This is a genomic window from Kocuria sp. UBA5001 (assembly GCF_002398425.1).
Lineage (GTDB): Bacteria > Actinomycetota > Actinomycetes > Actinomycetales > Micrococcaceae > Kocuria > Kocuria salsicia.
This window is the reverse complement of sequence record NZ_DGYR01000002.1, coordinates 1-20,175: the sequence shown is the minus strand read 5'-3', so window position 1 is coordinate 20,175 and position 20,175 is coordinate 1. Positions and strand designations below refer to the sequence as shown.

The following is a 20,175-nucleotide window of genomic DNA, read 5'->3' as shown; positions in this document are numbered from 1 at the left end:
CTGTCCCCTCTTCAGACCGGGTTGTATTGTGGCTTACACGCGTGAAGGGAGCATCCATGCCCGTCTACGAGTTCCGGTGCGAGGCCTGCGGGCCGTTCGACGCCCACCACGCCATGGCGCAGGTGCCGCGCTCCCAGGACTGTCCCGCGTGCGGCGCGGACGCACGGCGCGTGTTCTCCGCTGTGGGCCTGTCCCGCGCGAACTCTCCCCGGGCACGCGTGATTGACGACGCCGCCCGCACGGCTGACGCGCCAGACGTCGTACGATCCCTGCCCCGCCAGCTCGGCGCCCCCGGCGCGGCCCCGGCCGTGACCCGGGACCCCCGGCACGCGAAGCTGCCGCGGCCGTAGCTTCCCCGCACTGCCGCGCGGGAACCGCCCGCGGGGCTCTCCAGAAAGGTCACGGACCATGCCAGAAGTGATTTTCCCGCTGGACTCGACCAAGCCCTTCACCGAGCAGAAGCTGGCCGGCCACAACCGCTGGCACCCGGACATCCCGCCCGTGGCCACGCTCAAACGTGGCGAGAGCTACCGCATCGACTGCCGCGAGTGGTTCGACGGCGCCATCAAGAACGACGACTCCGCGGACGACATCAGGGACGCACCCCTGAACCGGGTGCACGCACTGTCCGGGCCGTTCCGGATCGAGGGCGCGGAGCCCGGTGACCTGCTGATCGTGGACATCCTGGACGTGGGTCCCATTCCGCAGGAGGAGGGGCCGCTGGCCGGGCAGGGCTGGGGCTACACCGGGATCTTCGCGCAGAAGAACGGCGGCAGCTTCCTGGTGGACCAGTTCCCGGACGCCTACAAGGCCGTGTGGGACTTCCGCGGCGGCGAGTGCACGTCCCGGCACATCCCCGGCGTGAAGTTCACGGGCATGGTCCACCCCGGTCTCATGGGCACCGCGCCGTCCTCCGAGCTGCTGAAAACGTGGAACAAGCGCGAGGGCGATCTGATCGCCACCGATCCGCAGCGCGTGCCCCCGCTGGCTCTGCCACCCGAACCCGACGCCGCGATCCTGGGTTCGCTGACCGGTACCGACTTCGACCGCGTGGCCGGCGAGGGCGCCCGCACGGCTCCCCCGCGCGAGAACGGCGGCAACCAGGACATCAAGAACTTCACCAAGGGCTCACGAGTGTTCTACCCGGTGTACGTGTCCGGGGCGAACCTCTCCATGGGGGACCTGCACTTCTCCCAGGGGGACGGTGAGATCACGTTCTGCGGCGGCATCGAGATGGGCGGGTTCATCGACATCCACGTGGACGTAATCAAGGGCGGCATGGACACCTACGGCGTGAGCGAGAACGCCATCTTCATGCCCGGGCGCAACGGTCCCGTCTACTCGGAGTGGCTGGCGTTCTCGGGCACGTCCGTAACGCTCGACGGCGAGCAGCGCTACCTGGACTCGCACCTGTCCTACCAGCGCGCGATCCTGCACGCGATCGACTACCTCGCCAAGTTCGGCTGGTCCAAGGAGCAGGCGTACCTGCTGCTGGGCGCCGCGCCCATCGAGGGCCGCTTCTCCGGGGTGGTGGACATCCCCAACTCGTGCGCCACGGTGTACCTGCCCACGGAGATCTTCGACGTGGACATCCGCCCCTCCGCCAGCGGCCCCACGCAGGTGGACCCGGGAATGGGCGCGCCGCGGGCGATGAACCCGGGCTGATCCCGCCACGGCCCCGCGCGGACGACGCCGCTGGGTCGCCTCGCGCAGGTGGGCGCACTTCCGTCGCGGGAACCACGGTTGCCCGCCGGTGGGAGTGCGCACGCATGTCTAACGGGAGACCCCCTCAGTTTCGTGCAGCGGCCGCCAGGTGCTCCTGGATCTCCGCCAGCACCTCGTCCGGGCGCTCCTCCACCATGAAGTGCCCGGTGGGAACCGCCCGGCCGGTGATGCGCGGCAACCACGGCCGCCACGCCTCCAGCGGATCCGTCTGGGCACCCACCACGCCGTTGCTGCCCCAGAGCAGCAGGGCGGGGAGGTCGCGGGAGGTGCCGCGGTCGGCGTCGTCGTGCTCCCGATCCACCCCGGCGGCTGCGGCGTAGTCCGCGCACCACGCGGCCACGACGGACGGGTTCCGGGCGGCGGCCTCGTAGGCGACGAGCGCCTCGGGGTCGAACGTGTCCAGGGAACCGGGAGTGCCACTGAGTCCCCCGAGGGCCGCGTGCAGGAACGTGAGGGGCTCGGCGCTGATGAGCCCCTGCGGCATGGGTGCTGGCTGGGCCAGGAACAGCCAGTGGTAGTACCGGATGGCCAGCCAGTCGTCCATGAGCTCCCACACGGTGGGGGTGGGGAGGATGTCCAGCAGCGCCACGGAGCGCACGGCGTCCGGGGCGTCCAGAGTCATGCGGTGGGCGGTGCGGGCGCCGCGGTCGTGGGCCACCACGTGGAAGGACTCGTGGCCCAGGTGGCGCATCACGGCCACCATGTCCGCGGCCATGGCCCGGAAGCTGAAGTCCTCACTGTCCGCGGTGGATTCTCCGTAGCCGCGCAGGTCCGCGACGACCATGCGGTGGTCCCGCGCGAGGGCCGGACCCAGGCGGTGCCACATGGCGTGGGTCTGCGGGAAGCCGTGCAGCAGCAGGAGCGGCTCGCCCCGCCCGGCGGTCCGCACGTGGATGGTGGCCCCGGGGACCGGGATGCGGTGGGTCTCGAAGTTCTCGAACATGGGGCCATTGTGCGCTTCCCAGGTGGGAGACCATCCATGTAGCCGGGCCCGCGCCACCAGGCCCGTCAATACGTTCGAGGCGGGATGCCACACGGCTGCGGTCGGAGCAGCACCGCGAGACGGCCGACGACGTCCCGTGGGCCTGGGTTGTCGGAGCCCTACTCCCCCTCGAACGGCCAGCCGTGGGCCTCGAGCATCGCGCGGATGCGTTCGAGCTCCTCGGGCTTGGGCTCGTCCTCGGTGGCGCGCTGGATGGCGGCGCGGGCGTCCGCCTCGGAGGGCGCCACCCCCTGCTCACGGGCGTCGTGGGCGAGCTGGTCCGCGATCGCGGCCATGTCCTCGTCGTTGAGCTGCGGGCGCAGCACGGCGAGCACGGGCAGGTAGTCCTGCGCGGGTACCCCGTTGGGGTAGTCTGCGCGCAGCCAGTTCATCACCCGGGCCACGTAGCCCGGCTGCCGGGGTGGCTCGTCCTGGCTCGCGCCCACCAGGGGCCACCCGGCGCGCGCGAGCTCCGCGGCGACGTCGCCCAGCTGTTCCGCGGAGGCCGCGGCGGGCCCCAGAAGGTCTCCCGCCTGGATGCCCAGGGTCTCGAGCAGCCGCTCGGTGCGGTGAGGGCCTACCGTGCGGGCCAGCAGCTCCGCGAGCGCCACGTGCTGCTCCGAGGGAACACCGTGGGGGTAGGCGGCGCGAATGTGGTCGAGTGCCGCATCGAAGGTCATCATCCGAACACCGAGATCCCTAGGTAGTGGTCCAAGCTCTTGCGGGTGATCCACAGGACCCCGATCACCACGGCAGCGAGCACGATCGCAAAGCAGAGTACCGCCCCGGCGAGCGCCAGCGGTTTGCGGCGGGCAACGCCGTCCGGGCCGGGCTCGGGGGTGGCCCGGCTCCACAGGGTGATGCCCACCGTGAACAGCGCGGGCAGTCCCGCCCCGAAGCACAGCCCGGCGAGCAGCACGGCGAGGACAGATCGGGCCATCTCGACAATCATCAGCGGGCCACCTCCTGGGCGTCGGCGCGGTCGGAGTCGGCGGGGACCACGGAGTGCGTGTCCTCGTCCCAGTCCGCGTTCACGTTGTGGCGGTCCACCTTCTGGTGCCGGGACCGCGCGAAGATCACGGCGGAGGCCACCACCAGCAGCAGGAAGATCACCACGGCGCCGGACAGCCCGCCCACGGCCCGAGCGATGATGAAGCACACCGCACCCACCACGGCCGCGGCGGGCAGGGTGAGCAGCCACCCCACGACCATGCGCCCGGCCACACCCCACCGCACGCGCGCGCCGGGCTTGCCCACGCCCGAGCCCAGGATGGAACCGGTGGCCACGTGCGTGGTGGACAGCGCCATGCCGAAGTGGCTGGAGGTCAGGATGATGGCCGCCGAGGATGCCTCGGCCGCCATCCCCTGCGGCGGTTCGATCTCCACAAGGCCCTTGCCGAGCGTGCGGATCACGCGCCATCCGCCCAGGTACGTGCCCAGGGCGATGGCCACCGCGCAGCTCACGATGATCCACACCGGCAGCCCGCTGCTCTCGATTCCCTGGACGCTGAGGCTGCCGTGGGCGATCAGCGCCAGGGCGATCACGCCCATGGTCTTCTGCGCGTCACCGGTGCCGTGGGCCAGGGACACCAGCGACGCCGTTCCCACCTGTCCCCAGCGGAACCCCCGGTCCCGGTGCGCCTGGGACGCCGCGCGGCCGATGAGGTAGACCAGGGCGGTGCCCACGGCGGCCACGCACCCGGCGATGAACGGCGCCAGCGCGGCCGGGACGAGGATCTTCTGGACCACACCGGCCCAGTTCACGCCGGCCACGCCCAGGGAGGCGAGCCCGGCCCCGATCAGCCCGCCGAACAGCGCGTGGGAGGAGCTGGAGGGCAGCCCGAACAGCCACGTGGCAAGGTTCCAGAGGATGCCCCCGATCAGCCCGGAGAAGATGAGGGTCAGGGCAATGGTGGGGTCCAGCCCGGAAACGAGTCCGCCGTCCTTGGTCTGGATGAGCAGCACGTCCTTGGTGACCGTGGTGGCCACTTCCACCGACAGGAACGCGCCCACCAGGTTCAGCACCGCGGACAGGGCCACCGCGGTACGGGGCTTGAGCGCCCCGGTGGCGATGGAGGTGGCCATCGCGTTGCCGGTGTCGTGGAATCCGTTGGTGAAGTCGAAGGCCAGAGCGGTCACGACCACCAGGCCCAGGATCACCAGTTCAGCTGTCATGGTCCCAGGATGACGGCCCCTGGCGCCGCACACCAAACCCGCCCCCAGGACGGCCCAGAGGAGCATGCGACGGGCAACCAGTTCATGCACACGAACAGGAGCGTTGGGCGCGTCTGAACCCGGGGGCATACTCTCCCCATGACCTCTGGCTCCCACCACGGACCGGGCTCCGGCGAGACCTGGCACGAACGCTCCCCGGCCACGGGAACCGGCGAGCTGCCCATCCTCAGCCCGCGCCCGGATCCCCAGACCCACCGGGGCTACGCCCACGGCACGGATCCGCGGCGGTGGCGGATCCTGGCCGTGCTGCTCGTGGCCATCTTCATGTCCCTGGTGGCCGTGAGCATCATCAACGTGGGGCTGCCCTCCATCCAGGAGGGGCTGGGCGCCTCCGAGTCCCAGCTGCAGTGGATCCTCTCCGGCTACGCACTGACCTTCGGGGTGGTCCTGGTGGCGGGTGGCCGCGCCGGGGACGTGTTCGGGCGCGGGTTCCTGTGGATGCTCGGGGTGGCCATCTTCACGCTGTCCTCGATCGCCGCGGGCCTGGCAGCGGATCCCACCATGCTGATCGTGGCGCGCTTCGTGCAGGGGGTGGGCTCCGGGCTGCTCAACCCTCAGGGCGTGGCCATGATCCAGCAGTACTTCAAGGGAGCGGAGCGCGGGAAGGCGTTCGGCATGCTGGGCAGCGCCGTGGGTGTCTCCGTGGCCATCGGCCCGGTCCTGGGAGGTCTGCTGATCCAGACGGGCGGCGCGGCCGAGGGGTGGCGGTGGCTGTTCGTGGTGAACGTCCCCGTGGGCGTCGTCGCGCTTGTGCTCGCGTTCCTGTGGTTCCCCCGCCCGCTGCTGCGCGGGCCCGAGGGCACCACCATCCGCCACGCCCTGCGGGAGATGGACCCCACGGGTGCGGTGCTCCTGGGCATCGCGCTGCTCGCCACCCTGCTCCCGTTCATCGAGATCGGCTCCCCCGGCACGAGCCCGTGGGTGTGGGCCCTACTCGCGGTCGCCGCCATGTTCCTGGCCCTGTGGATCGCGTGGGAGAAGCACTTCAAGGCCTCTGGGCACCAGCCCATGGTGGACCTGAACATCTTCAAGGTCAGCAGTTTCCTCAACGGCACCCTGCTGATCTCGCTGTACTTCCTGGGCATCACGAGCGTGTGGGTGCTTGTCACCCTCTACATGCAGAAGGGGCTCGGCCACACCGCGCTGGCCGCCGGTTGCGTGGGCCTGCTCAATGCCCTCGCGAGCGCGGTGGCCTCCAACCTTGCCGGCAGCCGCGTGAACCGGATGGGCCGCAAGATCGTGGTGCTCGGCATGCTCAGCGTGGTCGTGGGCCTGCTGCTGAGCATGGCGGTGATCCTGCTGCACGACTCCTGGCACATCAGTGAGTGGTGGCTCGTGCTCACCCTGGGCTTCGTGGGTTTCGGCCAGGGCGCCGTGGTGAGCCCCAACCAGACACTCACGCTCGCGGAGGTGCCGCTCGAGTACGCGGGCAGCGCCGGTGGTGTGATGCAGACCGGCCAGCGCGTGGGCACCGCCGTGGGCATCGCCATGATCACCGCGGTGGCGTACGGAGTGATTGCCGACCAGGGCTGGTCCGTGGGCATCGCGGCGGGACTGGGCGTTGTGGTGCTCGTGGTGCTCGTCGCCCTGGCCGTGGCCCTGCGGGACATGCGCCACCGCGCCCGGCAGGACTCCCGCGCCTGAGTCACGGCGCGCACACCACGACGACGCCGGAGCGCTCACCCCCCCGGGGGGGGGGCCGCGCTCCGCACTCTCCCGGTGGTACGACGATGCCGCCGCGCCCTCCCAGCCCCGGCCCCCGGCAGACGGGGATGTGAGGCGCGGAGGTGGCGCGGCGGCGTCGTGAACCGGGATGCCTGCCGGGTCAGCCCTTCTTCAGGGTGATCTGCCAGCTGGCGTCGCCCTTCTCCACGAAGTCGGTGACCTCGTGGCCGTCCGTGGCCGCCCACTGCGGAATGGCCTCGGTGGCCTGGGTGCAGTCGAAGTCGATCACCAGGTGGTCGCCGGTCTGCAGGGTCTGCATGACGTCCTTGGCCTCGATCAGCGGGAACGGGCACACGGCACCGAGCGAGTCCAGGGCGTAGTAGCCGTCGCCCAGGTCCGTGAGCTTCTTCGACGGTGCACCTGCCGGGTCCTTGACCATGAGCGCGGTGGGTGCCGCGGCGAAGCCCGAGAACACGTTCGCACCCGAGGTGCGGGGAGCGCCCGCGGTGGGGGCGGCGTCGATCGAGTTGTCGTCCGGTGCGGTGGCGTCCACCGTGTGGTCCAGGCTCTGGGCGGTGGAGTAGGTGCCGTCTTCGCCGGTGGCGGGCTGCGTGACGGTGGGCTTGAGCCAGATCTTCGTGGCCGCCCCCACGCCCAGGGCGATGAACAGCAGCGCGATCCAGCCCTGGAAGGTGAACAGGCTGGTCTGGACCATGCCGTTGCCCACTGTGCAGCCACCGGCCAGGGCCGCGCCCACACCCATGAGCAGGCCGCCCGCGATGGAGCGCACCGTGGTGGTGGCGTCCGGGACGCGCACGCGGAACTCACCCGTGGACTTGGCGGCGATGAACGAGCCCACCAGGATGCCGAGCACGAGCATCACGCCCCAGTCCAGCTTCCCGTCCGCTCCGGTGACCAGGAAGTTCAGCAGGTTGGCGGTGGGAGTGGTGATGCCCAACCCGTCATTGCGGCCGGTCGCGGCGGACAGCGGCCACGCGATGACGCCGATCAGACCCACGAGCGCGCCGGCGGTGTAGACGTGCAGGGGCTTCTTCCATGCGGGACGGCCGTTCAGCCGTGCGGGCTTCACAGTGTTCTTCTCGCGGTTGAGGAAGTGGCGCACCATCACACCGGTGACCGCGGCCAGGACGATCACGAACAGCCACGGGGAGACGCCCAGGGCACTGGGGATGGTGGTGAGCCCGGTGTCCCACTGCTTCATACCGGAGTTGAAGCCCTTGAGCACGCCGGTCTTCATGGCGGACGCGGACAGCGCGTACATGGCCAGCGCAATCCAGGAGCCCACGAGGCCCTCGCCGGAGCGGTACCACGTGCCGGAGGCGCAGCCACCGGCCAGGATGATGCCCACCCCGAACATGAACCCGCCCACGACCACGGCCAACGGCATGAACGAGGGGTAGTCGGGGGAGATCACCCCGAGGGTGGTGAGCGCAGCGAGCCCCACGGCGTGCACCGTGATCACCACGAGCAGAGCCGTGAACGTGCGCCACGAGCGCTGCAGGAAGATGTCCCGCAGCATGCCCGTCACGCAGAAGCGCCCGCGCTGCATCACGATGCCGAGCACGGCACCCAGGACGAGTCCGGAAAGGATCATGAGTGTGTACCTGGTTCCTGTGCGCCCGGGAGAGCGCACGTGTCGGAAATGGTTGACGAGGGAAGGACCACTACTGAACTACGCTCGAGCGCCGAGGTCCAGGGAGGTGTCACACGGCGCAACAGTGGGCCCAAGTTTGCTGCCCGAGTCGATGTTCCAGACTGAGGTATGCAGTCCACCCCCGCACCACCCCCGAGCAGGCTCCCGGCGACCACAACGGCGTCGTGATCCCCACGGACACGCATTTTGGGATCAGATGCACCGGCGGGTCCACCGCGCCCGCGTGGTCCGGGGCGTTTGCCAACAACTGTGCCACCCAGCTGATCGGGGGCGATGACTCAAGCCGATCACCCGGAGCAAAACTGAGGTTTTGTCGGCCATGATGAGAGGCCCCTGCTCAACACCGCCTTGAGCGCCTCCCCCACCCGCCCCACCGACATCGGCACCTGCCCGAACACCGCTCTGGGGATCGGGCAGCGGCACAGCTCCGCCGTGCGGGACTCGTCCCAGTCCACGTAGACGTACCAGCCGCCCTCGTTGTCGCCTCGGACCTCCGCGGGGTCGGCCTCCACACCGTCCACCTCGAACGCCGTCCGCCGCACCCTCCCCACCGCGCACAGCTCCTGCCGCTTGGACAGGTACGCCCAGATCACGTCCCCCGACTTCATGGTGCGGAAGCCCGTGCGCAGGCACCAGCGGTCGATGGGCTGCGAGCGCCCGATGGCCTCCCACACCTCGGTCGCGTCCTCACGGGTGCGCCAGTCCGCGGGCATGTGCTCCGCGTGCGATGCGGGGTTGATGGGCAGGAACCAGTGGACGTCCTCGCTCATCCTCGCCCCACCCACGAGTCCGCGGAGCCGTCCGCCAGCAGCGCGTCGTACCCCTCCCGGTACGTGGGGTACCGCCACTCCTCGCGGGGCACCAGGGCGTGCACCAGCTCCCCGTCCACGATCTTCCCGAGCGGCCCCTCCCCCGGCCCGGAGTCGTCCGGGGGCACGGGCACGCCCAGCCGGTGCGCGAGGTGCGCGGCCACGTCACCCAGCAGGGCGGCGTCGTGGTCCACGGCGTGCAGCAGCCGCGGGAGGCGGGAAGCAGCCGACGACGCCGCCGCGCCGCCTCCCCCCGTGACCGTCCCGTTCTGCGGGACGTCCGTTCGCTCACTCTCTGCAGCACCGCCCCCACCGGTGGTCAACGCCCGCTCGCCCGCCACGGTGCCCCGCTCCAGCAGGGTGGCCAGAACCGTCACGAGGTCGTCCCGGTGGATCCGGTTGGTCACCCGCCGGTGGGCCAGGGGCGCGCCGCGGCGCACCCGGTCGACCATGGACGTGCGCCCCGGGCCGTAGATCCCCGCGGGCCGCACGATCACGAGGTCCGGGAACAGCTGCCCGGCCAGCTCCTCCGCCGCGAGCAGCACGTGGGCGGTGGGCCGCTGCGGATCGGGCGGGGTGGCCTCGGTGACACGTTCGCCGTCGCCGCCGCCCAGCACACCCGTGGAGGACACCAGGACCACGAGTGGCTCTTGCTCCCCGAGTGCGCGCCGCAGCCCTCGCAGGCCGCCCAGGTAGGTGTGCTCGTAGCCGGCGACGTCGTGGCCGTCCGACGTGAGGGTGACCACCACCGCGTCGACCGCGGGAAGCTTCGTGCCCGCGGGGTCGGTGAGGTCCAGCGAGAGGCCGGTGAGCGGTGCGGGTAGCCGGTCCGCGTGGCGGCGCACACCCGTGGCCGCCCACCCCCGCTCCACCAGTCGCAGGCCCAGCGCGGTTCCCACGTCCCCGCAACCGGCCAGCAGAACGGTTCGCGTCGCGTTTTCAGTCATGCCCTCAGCCTGTCACGCGCACACCGCGTCGCAACCCCGCCGCCCGTTCCCCGGCCGCTCAGCACGACGACGCCGCCCGCCCCCGTTCCGCGCCACCCGCCCTCGTCCAGGGGGCCGGGCGCCAACTTCCGGCACTGCTGCGCGCTACGCGGTCGAACCGGCCAGGAGCTCCTGCACCGCACGCGTCATCGGCCCCGGGGCCCACGAGCCCACACCCGCGATACGACCCACGGGCCGGGCGCCGCGCAGAGCGTTGGTCACGAACACCTCCGAGGCCTCAACGCAGTCCTGCACGGTGAACGGCCGCTCCCGCACCTCGACCCCCGCGGTGCGCAGCGCCGAGAGAACCCGGGCGCGCATCACCCCGGGCAGGATCCGGCCGTCCACGGGCGGGGTGGTGACCACGCCGTCGCGCACCACGAACACGTTGGCCCGCCCGGTCTCCAGCACCGTGCCGTCCTCGTCTACCAGCAGCGGATCGCACACCGGGGACCACGGCCCGGGCACGGCGTCCAGGGCGCAGCGGTCCGCCCACTTGTGGCACCCCCACCCGCCGGGCACCACCACCGGGCGCAGCACCCACGGCTCCACGGGAGGGGCCGCGCCGGGAGGGTTCAGCGGCGCGTGGGGCATCTCGGTGCAGAGACCGCCCGCGTCCGGGACCGCCGTGACCCGCAACCGGTGCGGGCCGTCCAATCCGGCGGCACGCTGGATGATCTGCTCCGCGAGCGCCCCCGGCAGCTCACGGGAGAAGCACTCATGGACGCTGCTCCCGAGTCGCGCCAGGTGCTCCGCCAGCTGCTCGGGGCGGCCCTCACGCACGAGCATCGTGGTGAAGATCCCCAGGGAGGGGTCGGGGGTCGAGCGGATCACGGGCGCGCCCCGCAGGATGGCCGCGCACCCCGCAGGCTCGCGTTCTTTCGTGGCGGACCGCCCGACGAGCGACGTCGCAGAAACCGGTCCCCACCCGTCACCGCCGGGCGCCGCCCCGGCACGAGCGGACGGGCCCGGCGAGGCGGTCGGACCCGTCACGCTGCCGCTTCCCTCAGCCGCCTCGTCGCGGGCTCCGCCGTCCTGGGAGGCATCGACCACGCACCCCGGGGTCTCCACCTCCGCGGACTCCGCGTGCTCCCGCCACTCCCGGGACAGCCCCGCCCCGAACCGGGCGCCCACCGCATCCAGCAGCGGAGCGGCCTTCACGAGCGTCTCGAACGCCTCCCCGTCTGGGTCCGAGTCCGCGACGATCCCGCCGCCCACACCCAGGCGCACGGCCCCGCCGGAGAACTCGAAGGTCCGGATGGCCACGTTCATCGCGAGCCCCGCCACCGGGCTCACGCACCCCACGGCGCCGGTGTAGACGCCCCGGGCCGTGGTCTCCAGCGCGTTGATGATCTCGGTGGCCCTGATCTTCGGCGCCCCCGTGCACGAGCCGGGCGGGAACGTGGAACGCAGCAGGGCGGCGTCGTCGAGCCCGGGGCGCAGCGTGCCGTGGACGTCCGCGACCAGGTGGTGCACGCCCGTGTGCGGCTCCACACGCGGCACGGCGGGGCTCAGGACGGAACCGGGGACGCACGCGCGGGAGAGGTCGTTGCGCATGAGGTCCACGATCATCACGTTCTCCGCGCGGTTCTTGGCGGAGGAGTGCAGCGCGCGGGGGTCCGAGTCCGCGGGCGCGGTGCCCTTGATCGGGGAGGTCAGCACGTCGCGGCCGGTGCGGCGCAGGTAGAGCTCGGGCGAGAAGCTGGCCACCGCGCCGCCCGGCACGCGCAAAAACCCGGCGAAACGCGGCCGCAGCCACTCGTACCCGGCGCAGAACAGGTCCAGTGGGTCACCGTCGAATGCCGCCGTGAGCTCGCGGCAGATGTTCGCCTGGAAGATGTCCCCGTCCCGGATGTGCTCCAGCGCGCGCCGCACGGCCTTCGCGTGGGCCTCGCCGGTCACGGCGGCTTCGAACGGCCCGCACCGGTACGGGCGCGGGGCGCACACCCCGGACGACGACGCCGGGCCGGACCCGAGCGCCCGCCCCACCGCCGCGATCGTCTCGGCCACCCGGGCAGGGTCTGCTCCGGGAAGGGACTCGCAGAACCAGCGGTCCGCGGCGGCGTCGTGCACCAGGACGTGGTCATAGTGCGCGAGGTGGTGCTCCGGCAGGCCGCCCGAGCGCGGAGGGGCGGGCGGAAGCGACTCGAGGCGACGCGAGAGCTGGTAGCCGAGGTAGCCGATCCACCCGCCGCCGAACCGCGCGGGACCAGCGTCATTGCTTCCCGCAAGAGCGCGGACCGGAGCGTCGTCGGTCGCGGAGCCCAGCGCGGCGAACGGGTCCTCGTCCGCACCCACCACGCGCGTGGGCCGGACGCCGATCACCGCGTCCCCGTGCGCCCAGTCGCCGAGCAGCGCCGCGAGCCCGGGCTCGTCGCGCAGCGCGCGCAGCATCTGCACGGGACTCACGCGGTGCGGCAGGGCGGTGCGGGGCACGGGTTCCTCTCGAGGGCGGGGCTGGTCGAGCCCATGATACGAACCCACCGCCCCGCGCGGGTGCGCGGAGCGGCGGGTTCGACGAGGCAGGGGCGGGTGGCAGCGGCGTCGCCGTCCCGGGGGGGGGCACCCGCGGGGCACGACGACGCCGCGCGCTCAGTCCTCGGGCGCGGCCTCCAGGGCAGAGGCGTGGTGCGCGGCCCGCGAGCCGGTCTTCTCCGACTCGACCTCGTGCACCGGATCGTCGTCCGTGGCCTTGAACGTCTGACCCTTGAACTCGAACTCGTCCGTGTGCGTGGACCGGACCGTCCCCCGGGTGGGCCCCTGCGGGGTGTTCCACTGGACGCGGTCGCCCGTGCTGAACGCCATGGTGTGCCTCTCCTCAGTGGTGCGCGGTGATCAGATCTTCACGACCATCTTGCCGGTGTTCGCGCCCTTCATCATGTCGATGAAGGCGTCCACGGCGTGGTCCAGGCCCTCCACCACGGTCTCGTCGTAGGCGATCTTCCCGGAGGTGAACCACTCGGTCATCCGGGAGGTGTACTCCTCGGTGACGTCCCAGTGGTCACCCATGGTGAAGCCTTCGAGCATGAGCGAGTTCTTGATGATGTTGCCCATGTTGTCCGGACCGCAGGGGCGCTCGGTGGAGTTGTACTGGCTGATCGCGCCGCACACCGCCACCCGGCCGTGCCGGTTCAGCACGTCGAGGGCCGCCTCGAGGTGGTCGCCGCCCACGTTGTCGTAGTAGACGTCCACGCCGTCCTCGCCCACGGCCTTCGCGAGCTGCTCACGGATGGGGGCGTCCTTGTAGTTGAGCACCGCGTCGAAGCCGTACTTCTCGGTCAGCAGCTTGGCCTTCTCGTCCGAACCGGCGGAGCCGATCACGTACGAGGCGCCCAGCTGCTTGGCGATCTGACCGGCCGCGGAGCCCACGGCACCGGCAGCACCGGAGACGAACACGCGGTCGCCCTCCTTCAGCCCGGCAATGCGGGTGAGTCCGGTGTAGGCGGTCATGCCCGTCATCCCCAGGATGCCCAGGTACACGGACAGCGGGGTGTCCGGGAGCTCCTGGATGGCGGTGAACTCGTCCGCGGAGCCCTGTGCGAGGTCCCGCCAACCGTACTGGTGCAGCACGGGGGTGCCCTCAGGCAGCTTCTCGGAGCGGGACTCGACCACGCGGCCCACGGCGCCGCCGGTCATGGTCTCGTTCAGCGCGAACGGCGGCACGTAGCTCTTCTCGTCCCGCATACGGCCGCGCATGTAGGGGTCCACGGAGATGAACTCGTTGCGCACGCGCACCTGGCCGTCCTGCAGCTCGGGCAGCTCCACGGTCTCGGTGCGGAAGTTCTCGGGCTCGGGCCACCCCTCCGGGCGGGAGACGAGCTGGATCTGTGTGCTGATGGAATCGTTGGTAGCCATGTATGCATCGTGGCACGCCCGGACGCTTGCCGCAGCAAGGATTCGCGCCCAGCGGACGTTGCCCCCGGTTGCTCGTCACATGGGGCAGCCCAGGAGTAATTTACGCGCCCCACGGTGATTGCCGACGCCGCACGGACCGGCTCCCGGGGGCACCCCGCGCGCGGCTCAGCCCTGACGAGCCTTCATGCGCGGGTTCTTCTTGTTGATCACGTAGGTCTTGCCCCGGCGGCGGACCACCTGCGAGCCGGGGATCTGCTTGAGGGAGCGGAGCGAGTTGCGGACCTTCACGGACCCTCCTTTTTGCGAATAATTCTCATTCAGGAGAATAGCACGGCGGGTCGGCATCCACGGCCCGCTGCACCGGTTCGCCCTGCTGGGTCGCCAGGGGGAGATCCAGCGTGACGGTGGTGCCTTCCCCCTCCACCGACTCCAGGGCCACGGACCCCCCGTGCTGCTCCACGATGGTGCGCATGATCACGAGCCCCAGTCCCGTTCCGGGCACCTGCTGGGCCGTGGCGTTGGAGGCCCGGGTGAAGCTCGTGAAGAGGGACCCCACCTCTTTCTCGGGAATGCCCATCCCGGTGTCCGTGCACGTCAGGCGGACTCCCGTGCCACCGGAGGTGCGTTCCAGCGTCAGCGTGACCGCGCCGTGGGGCGGGGTGAACTTGATGGCGTTGCCCACCACGTTGGTGACGGCCCGCTCCAGACGGTCCCGGTCCCCGGACACGGGCCACGAACCGTCCGTGTCCACGTGGACGGTCACCTCGCCCGCCGCGGCCTGGGGAACGAGATTGGTGACCACCCTGGACACGCACTCTGCGAGGTCCAGCACACGGTGGCGCGCCGAGCGGTTCTCCTGGTCCTGGTCCAGCTTGTTGATCAGCAGCAGGTCCTCGATCAGCAGCCGCAGCCGTTCCGTGTTGCGCCGCACCACTTCCAGCACGCGGGCCTGTTCCGGGCCGACACTGCCGAAGTCCCCGTCCTGGAGCATCTCCACATAGCCGCTGATGGACGTGAGCGGGGTTCGCAGCTCATGGTTGGTGGTGGAGACGAACACGGATTTCTGGCGGTTGAGCTCCGTGAGCTGCTCCAGGGTGCGCTCCCGCTGCTCCACCACGTCCCGGGCCTCGCGGGTGAAGGCGTTGAAGGACGCGGCGAGGCCCACCACTTCAAGAGCGCCGTGGGAGGTTTCCGCGACGGCGTCGTGATCGCCCGCGCGCTGCCTCGCCACCGTGCGCTGCAGCGCGAGCAGCGGCGCCCCGAGGGCGCGGTCCGCGCGGCCCAGGGCGAGGAACGCCACCGCGATCGACAGCATCGCGGCAGTCACCACGGCGGCCGCGGCCAGGGTCATGGACCGGTTCAGGTCCGCTCTGCGCTGCTCCCGCAGGCGGGAGGCGTCCGCCCGGACGTCCTCCAGTGTGCCGAGGGCCCGGTCCATGGCGGATGTCGTAGTGGGCAGGTCCAGAGATCTCCGTGGGGTGTCCCTCCCTGGTTCCCGGGTGAGACCGAGCCAGGTGTCCACGGACTCGTTCAGGGACCGCAGCTGCGGCAGCCGGCCGGCCGCCACCTCACCCAGAACCTCCTGGGCCCCGGTGAGGTCCGCCGTGGCCTCCGCGTACTCCCGCGTAAAGGTCCGGTCTCCGCTGACCGCGTAGCCGCGCGCGGCCGTCTGGGCGCGCAGCAGCGTGGCCTCCACCTGGTGCGTGGCATCCACCAGGGGGGTGATGGTGGTGCGCGTGGTGGCCACGTTCAGCTGCACCGTGTGCAGGCCCCACAGCGCGGTGGCGCCGGTGAAGACCAGCATGAGGCACAGCAGGACGAGCACCTGCAGGAGGATGGCGCGCACCCCGCGGTGGCGGACACCGTCGCGCACGCGGGTCAGTGCCGGGAAGCGGGCGCTCATCCGTCCACCTCCGTGAAACCCGAACGGGTCATGGTGCCCCACTGCTGGCGGCGCCCCAGCAGGGAGGCCGCCCAGCCCTCCATGCGCCACCACGCCGTGAGCTGGCGGTAGCCCAGGTTCTCCAGGACCACCGCGCCCAGCGTAATGCCCAGGTCCCGCCAGCGGGGGTACTTGTGGTAGCTCAGCTCCTCGATCGTCACGGCCGCGAGGGTCACGATGATCGCGTACGCGTAGGCCACGAGCATGAACAACAGGAAGTACTGCCAGGACACGAGTCCCAGCGCGAAGCCCAGGGCGATCAGTACCAACCCGGCGAGTTCCAGCAGCGGGGCGATCAGCTCGAAGAGCCAGTAGTACGGAACCGCCACGAGACCCAGCCGGCCGTAGCGGGGGTTGAACAGCATGTCCCGGTAGGCCCACAGGGTCTCCCACAGACCCCGGTGCCAGCGCGCCCGCTGCCGCCGCAGCACGGGCAGGGTGCTGGGGACCTCCGTCCAGCAGATGGGCTCCGTGAGGAAGGTGACGCGGTAGGGCCGGCGCTGCCTGCGGAGGGTCCGGTGCAGACGTATCACCAGTTCGAAGTCCTCACCGATGCTCGAGGCGTCCAGGCCTCCCACCGCCACGAGGGCATCCCGGCGGAAGACACCGAACGCGCCGCTGATCAGCAGCAGCGCGTTGATCCGGGACCAGCCTGCGCGTCCCAGGTGGAAGGCTCGCAGGTACTCCATCACCTGGATGTCCGCCAGGGGGCTGCCGGGCATCCGCACCTCCAGGACACGACCGCCCTTGACCCGGCATCCGTTGACGGCGCGGATCACTCCGCCGGCGGCCACCATGTTGATCGGGTCCTCGATGAACGGCCGGGACACCGCGAGCAACGAGCCGGGATCCAGGATGGAGTCCGAGTCCACGAACAGCACGAGGTCCTCGCGGGCCAGGTTCACGCCCACATTGATCGAGTCCGAGCGGCCCGAGTTGGCCTTACGCACCACCGTGAGCCGGGTCCGCCCGTCCCGGGGGACGTGGATGCTCGTGGGGGCCTCCCGTACCGGGACGTCCTCGGGCATCCGGCGGGCCACGGGGACCAGGTCGAAGGCCTTGCGCAGCACCTCGAAGCCGTTGTCGCTGCTGCCGTCGTCCACCACCACGACCTCGTGGTGCGGGTGCTGCAGGGACAGGAAGGATTCCACGGCCACGCGGATCCCCATCTCTTCGTTGTGCATGGCGGTGACCACGCTGATCCCCGGCATGGTCCGCGAGCGCATGAGTTCCTCGCGTCCTGCGAACGGGATCCGCCGGTGGTACGCCACGAAGTCCACCGCGGCGAGCACGATCATCACCAGGTAGGAGGAGTTGATCAGCAGGAAGTAGACGAGCACGGGCCAGGCCACGAACGCGAGCACCGCGGCCACCCCGGTGCGCAACAGCTCAATCCAGTCCACGCGTAGCACTCCTCATGGCGGTCAGTTGCAGGGCGTAGGTGGCCGGCTGCACGGCGGGGCCCGGGGCCTTCGCGAACTCCCGCAGTTGCTCGTGGCCCCGCGGGCCCAGTTCCGTGAGCGCCACGGCCGCCCGTTCGGACTGTCGCGGGCGGGTGTCCGCCATGAGGGGTGCGAGCGCCTCCACCGAGGAGGGCAGGCCGATTGCTTCGAGGGCAGCCACGGCGGCGAGCGCCACGGTCTCGTCCGGGTGACGGGCGAAGCGCGCGAGCAGCGTCAGGTCGCTCGAGCCCCCGATCTTGCCGAGCGCTTCCACGAGGGCCGCGAGCGTGCGGGGGTCCTCCTCGGCAGCGATGTGTTCCCGGACCACGGGTGCCGCTTGCGGCAGTGGGCGGGAGCCGATCACCGTGGCGGCGAGGTGGCGCACGGAAGGCTGCGGGTGCGTCGTCGCCTCCATGACCACCCCGGCCACGGGCTCGTCGAACGTGCACAGGGACTCCACGGCCACCCAGCTCGGGAGCCCGCGCGGGCGACGTCGCGGGGCCACCGCGCGTACGACGGGTCGGGCGGCTGCGCCGTCGCCGATGAGCGTGAGCGCGCGCGCGGCGGCGACCACCACGTCCATGGAACGGTCCTGGAGCAGGGGGACGATCTTGCCGCCCGACTCGCGCTCCCGCATCAACCCGAGAGTCCACGCGGCGTACGCGCGGCGGATCGCCCGACGGGAAGACAGCCCGCGAAGGGCCCAGCTCGAGCGGCCGTGCGAGCGCAGCACCTCGGCGAGGGCACGCGCCGGTTCCCCCTTGACCTTGGAGAGCATCGCGGAGACCGCGCGGTCCACCACGCGGGTGCGCCGGGGGGCCACCGAGGTCAGCTGGGTCAACGCGGAGCGGTCGTTGTCCTCCCCCGAGGCGACCTCGAGCATCGCCGGCCTGAGCTCAGCGAGCAATTGGCGTTCCCTGTGGTCCCGCCACAACCGGCCGGTGCGTGAACCGAGCACCAGGGCGAGCAGGAAGATCGCCGCCCACACCAAGACCCACAACACCCCGGACAACAGCTGGGGGGACACGATGGTCTGGGTGGCCACCGCCAGCTCACCGCCCCCGGCCGAGCATCGAGTTGACCCGGTGCAGCAGCTCGCGCGGGCTGAAAGGTTTGGTCACGTAGTCGTCGGCGCCCGTGTTGTAGCCGTCGTCCACGTCCGTGTCCCGGGCGCGCGCGGTCAGCAGCAGCACCTTGACCCCGTCCAACCGGTCCATGGTCCGGATCTGGCGCAGCACGTCCAGTCCGCTGAGACCGGGCATCATGACGTCCAGCACCACGAGGTCCGGGATGGCGTCCTCCAGCGCGCCCAGCGCAGCGGTGCCGTCCTCCACCGCCCGGACCTCGTATCCCGCCTGCTGCAGTTTGAAGACCACGAGGTCGCGGATGTCGGGGTCGTCGTCCGCAACGAGGACGGACGGGTGTTCAGGGCTCACGAGGGCGCTCCGTGTGTCTGGGGGGATGGACACGCTCCGGGTCCGCGGCAGCGGAGGAGATGAGGCCAAGAGTATTCGAATACATGCAGGTTGGTGGGAGGTGACACTTCGCGCGGTGGAATCAGCCGCGGGGCTTCATCTCCTTCTCCACGACCCACTTGTGGTTGGTCATGGTCATGCCGTCCGCCTTGTAGTCCACCATGTAGACGGTCTGGGTGGTGGAGGAGGCAACGGTGCCCGTGGCGCCCTTCATGCCGGGCATGTGGTCCGCCTCGATGGTGACCTCAGTGCCGTCCGCGAGGCGCTCGGAACCGGCACCCTGGAGTTCCTCCTGGACGACCCACTTGTGGTTGGTGACCTCGGGTCCGCCGTCCGTGGGGGTGTAGTTCACGGCGTAGGCCACGGTCTTGTAAGCGCCCACCACAGTGGCCGGGGCGCCCTTCATGCCCTCCATGTGGTCGGCGGTCAGCGTGACCTGCGTGCCCACCGGGTAGGTGGGCTTCTCCGCGGCGGTGATGCCCTCCGGGGCGGGGCCACCGTCCATGGCGTGCATGTGCTCGTGCCCGCCCTGGCTCGCACTGGGCGTGCCACTCGCGGAGGACGACGTCGCCTGGCTCGTCGCGCTGGAGGTCGCGCTGGTCTCGTGGCCCTCGTGGGCGGAGTGGTCCGCGGAATCGGAACCGGCGGAGCAGGCGGTGGCGGTCACCAGGATGGCGAGACCGGCGAGGGTGAGGGGAAGTCGACGCATGGGAAAGGATCCTTTCTGCGGGCCCGCCCGGGTTGCTGGACCCCGGTACGGGCGGGTTTCTGGTGGGAGTGCGCGGTGGCAGCGGAACCCTGCTTCATTGGTTCCCTACAGCAGGGTGCCCTACAGCAGGGTACCGAGGGAGGCGACGAAGCCGCCCAGCATGAACGCGCTGATGCCGTACGCCAGGGGGCGGTTGTCCATGGGGCCGCCGCCGGAGGCGTGGTGGGTGATGGCGTGGCCCTTGCCGCGGCGCAGCAGGGCCTTGTTCACCGGGTACGCCGCGAAGTACGCGATCACGAGGGACAGGGCCATGGAGCCCCAGAAGAGGGCGTCGAGCAGGCCGGCGTCCATGGCGCCGGGGACCAGCCACATGACGAGGTTGTCCACGACCTCCATGGTGAGGATGGAGACGGTGTCCGCGGCGAGCACGAGACGCAGGGCCCGACCCACGCTGATGCCGGCGCGCAGCAGGGGCAGGGAGGACAGGGCATAGCCGAACACGAAGGCCAGGGCGATGGCCACGGCGGTGCCCACCACATTGTCCCAGCCGAACACGGTGGAGAGGATCAGCCCGGCGATCTCGCCGATGGAACACCCGGTGAGGCAGTGCAGGGTGGCGCTGGCTGCCATGTTCGACATGTCGTGACCCGCGTGGGGGCCTTGACCCCGAATCGT

General features: G+C 71.0%; 20 protein-coding genes and 1 pseudogene. 3 read left to right on the top strand and 18 right to left on the bottom strand.

The window, feature by feature from the left end:
- Nucleotides 1-56 precede the first annotated feature (56 nt).
- Both B3G12_RS01725 and fmdA read left to right on the top strand, forming a co-directional pair.
- On the top strand, nt 57-350 hold the full coding sequence (locus B3G12_RS01725; protein ID WP_145011442.1) for an FmdB family zinc ribbon protein: 294 nt from the start codon (nt 57-59) through the stop codon (nt 348-350).
- 58 nt (nt 351-408) lie between these two features.
- Complete coding sequence (gene fmdA, locus B3G12_RS01720; protein WP_145011445.1) at nt 409-1,665, top strand: formamidase; 1,257 nt, start codon at nt 409-411, stop codon at nt 1,663-1,665.
- Between the two features lie 124 nt (nt 1,666-1,789).
- Here fmdA and B3G12_RS01715 read toward each other — a convergent pair whose 3' ends face one another.
- From B3G12_RS01715 to B3G12_RS01700, 4 genes are all read right to left on the bottom strand, one after another.
- Nucleotides 1,790-2,668, bottom strand: coding sequence for an alpha/beta fold hydrolase (locus B3G12_RS01715; protein ID WP_145011448.1), 879 nt, complete (start codon nt 2,666-2,668; stop codon nt 1,790-1,792).
- A 158-nt stretch (nt 2,669-2,826) separates the two neighbouring features.
- The gene (locus B3G12_RS01710; RefSeq protein ID WP_145011452.1) at nt 2,827-3,390 is read right to left on the bottom strand and encodes a DUF3349 domain-containing protein; all 564 of its coding nucleotides are present in this window, start codon (nt 3,388-3,390) and stop codon (nt 2,827-2,829) included.
- Complete coding sequence (locus B3G12_RS01705; protein WP_226905803.1) at nt 3,387-3,647, bottom strand: hypothetical protein; 261 nt, start codon at nt 3,645-3,647, stop codon at nt 3,387-3,389. Before B3G12_RS01705 ends, B3G12_RS01710 begins: the two co-directional genes overlap by 4 nt.
- An 11-nt stretch (nt 3,648-3,658) precedes the next feature.
- Nucleotides 3,659-4,882 carry an inorganic phosphate transporter gene (locus tag B3G12_RS01700; RefSeq protein ID WP_145011455.1) on the bottom strand — a complete coding sequence of 408 codons (1,224 nt, stop codon included), beginning with the start codon at nt 4,880-4,882 and terminating at the stop codon, nt 3,659-3,661.
- 138 nt (nt 4,883-5,020) lie between these two features.
- On the opposite strand from B3G12_RS01700, the gene B3G12_RS01695 reads away from it, so the two are divergent.
- Nucleotides 5,021-6,586, top strand: coding sequence for an MFS transporter (locus tag B3G12_RS01695; RefSeq protein ID WP_145011458.1), 1,566 nt, complete (start codon nt 5,021-5,023; stop codon nt 6,584-6,586).
- 181 nt (nt 6,587-6,767) lie between these two features.
- Here the strand turns inward: B3G12_RS01695 and B3G12_RS01690 are convergent, their stop codons facing one another.
- The 14 genes and pseudogenes from B3G12_RS01690 to B3G12_RS01625 form a co-directional block, all read right to left on the bottom strand.
- The gene (locus B3G12_RS01690; RefSeq protein ID WP_226905974.1) at nt 6,768-7,001 is read right to left on the bottom strand and encodes a sulfurtransferase TusA family protein; all 234 of its coding nucleotides are present in this window, start codon (nt 6,999-7,001) and stop codon (nt 6,768-6,770) included.
- 315 nt (nt 7,002-7,316) lie between these two features.
- Nucleotides 7,317-8,147, bottom strand: a pseudogene (locus tag B3G12_RS01685) (YeeE/YedE family protein); the annotation flags it as partial.
- Between the two features lie 422 nt (nt 8,148-8,569).
- Complete coding sequence (locus B3G12_RS01680; protein ID WP_144943047.1) at nt 8,570-9,052, bottom strand: hypothetical protein; 483 nt, start codon at nt 9,050-9,052, stop codon at nt 8,570-8,572.
- The gene (locus B3G12_RS01675; protein WP_144943048.1) at nt 9,049-10,038 is read right to left on the bottom strand and encodes an NAD-dependent dehydratase; all 990 of its coding nucleotides are present in this window, start codon (nt 10,036-10,038) and stop codon (nt 9,049-9,051) included. Before B3G12_RS01675 ends, B3G12_RS01680 begins: the two co-directional genes overlap by 4 nt.
- Nucleotides 10,039-10,182: 144 nt before the next feature.
- A complete protein-coding gene (locus tag B3G12_RS01670; protein ID WP_244944862.1) occupies nt 10,183-12,513 on the bottom strand; it encodes a bifunctional anthranilate synthase component I family protein/class IV aminotransferase in 2,331 nt (776 codons plus the stop codon).
- 156 nt (nt 12,514-12,669) lie between these two features.
- Entirely contained in the window at nt 12,670-12,882 is a 213-nt protein-coding gene (locus B3G12_RS01665) for a DUF2945 domain-containing protein (RefSeq protein WP_144943050.1), read from the bottom strand.
- Nucleotides 12,883-12,912: 30 nt separating this feature from the next.
- On the bottom strand, nt 12,913-13,932 hold the full coding sequence (locus B3G12_RS01660; RefSeq protein ID WP_012399383.1) for an NADP-dependent oxidoreductase: 1,020 nt from the start codon (nt 13,930-13,932) through the stop codon (nt 12,913-12,915).
- A 165-nt stretch (nt 13,933-14,097) separates the two neighbouring features.
- Nucleotides 14,098-14,220: a type B 50S ribosomal protein L36 gene (gene ykgO / locus B3G12_RS01655; protein WP_019310359.1), complete on the bottom strand. Its 123-nt coding sequence runs from the start codon at nt 14,218-14,220 to the stop codon at nt 14,098-14,100.
- 25 nt (nt 14,221-14,245) lie between these two features.
- A complete protein-coding gene (locus B3G12_RS01650) occupies nt 14,246-15,835 on the bottom strand; it encodes an ATP-binding protein (RefSeq protein ID WP_290498764.1) in 1,590 nt (529 codons plus the stop codon).
- Nucleotides 15,832-17,277 (bottom strand): glycosyltransferase family 2 protein, encoded by a 1,446-nt coding sequence (locus tag B3G12_RS01645; RefSeq protein WP_290498762.1) that lies wholly within the window; start codon nt 17,275-17,277, stop codon nt 15,832-15,834. The genes B3G12_RS01650 and B3G12_RS01645 overlap by 4 nt, the downstream gene beginning before the upstream one ends.
- Entirely contained in the window at nt 17,264-18,361 is a 1,098-nt protein-coding gene (locus tag B3G12_RS01640) for a HEAT repeat domain-containing protein (protein WP_290498760.1), read from the bottom strand. Before B3G12_RS01640 ends, B3G12_RS01645 begins: the two co-directional genes overlap by 14 nt.
- Before the next feature lie 7 nt (nt 18,362-18,368).
- The gene (locus tag B3G12_RS01635; protein ID WP_290498758.1) at nt 18,369-18,752 is read right to left on the bottom strand and encodes a response regulator transcription factor; all 384 of its coding nucleotides are present in this window, start codon (nt 18,750-18,752) and stop codon (nt 18,369-18,371) included.
- Nucleotides 18,753-18,873: 121 nt separating this feature from the next.
- Nucleotides 18,874-19,500, bottom strand: coding sequence for a YdhK family protein (locus tag B3G12_RS01630; RefSeq protein WP_144943053.1), 627 nt, complete (start codon nt 19,498-19,500; stop codon nt 18,874-18,876).
- A gap of 120 nt (nt 19,501-19,620) precedes the next feature.
- Nucleotides 19,621-20,139, bottom strand: coding sequence for a DUF4396 domain-containing protein (locus B3G12_RS01625; RefSeq protein ID WP_144943054.1), 519 nt, complete (start codon nt 20,137-20,139; stop codon nt 19,621-19,623).
- Nucleotides 20,140-20,175: the final 36 nt, after the last annotated feature.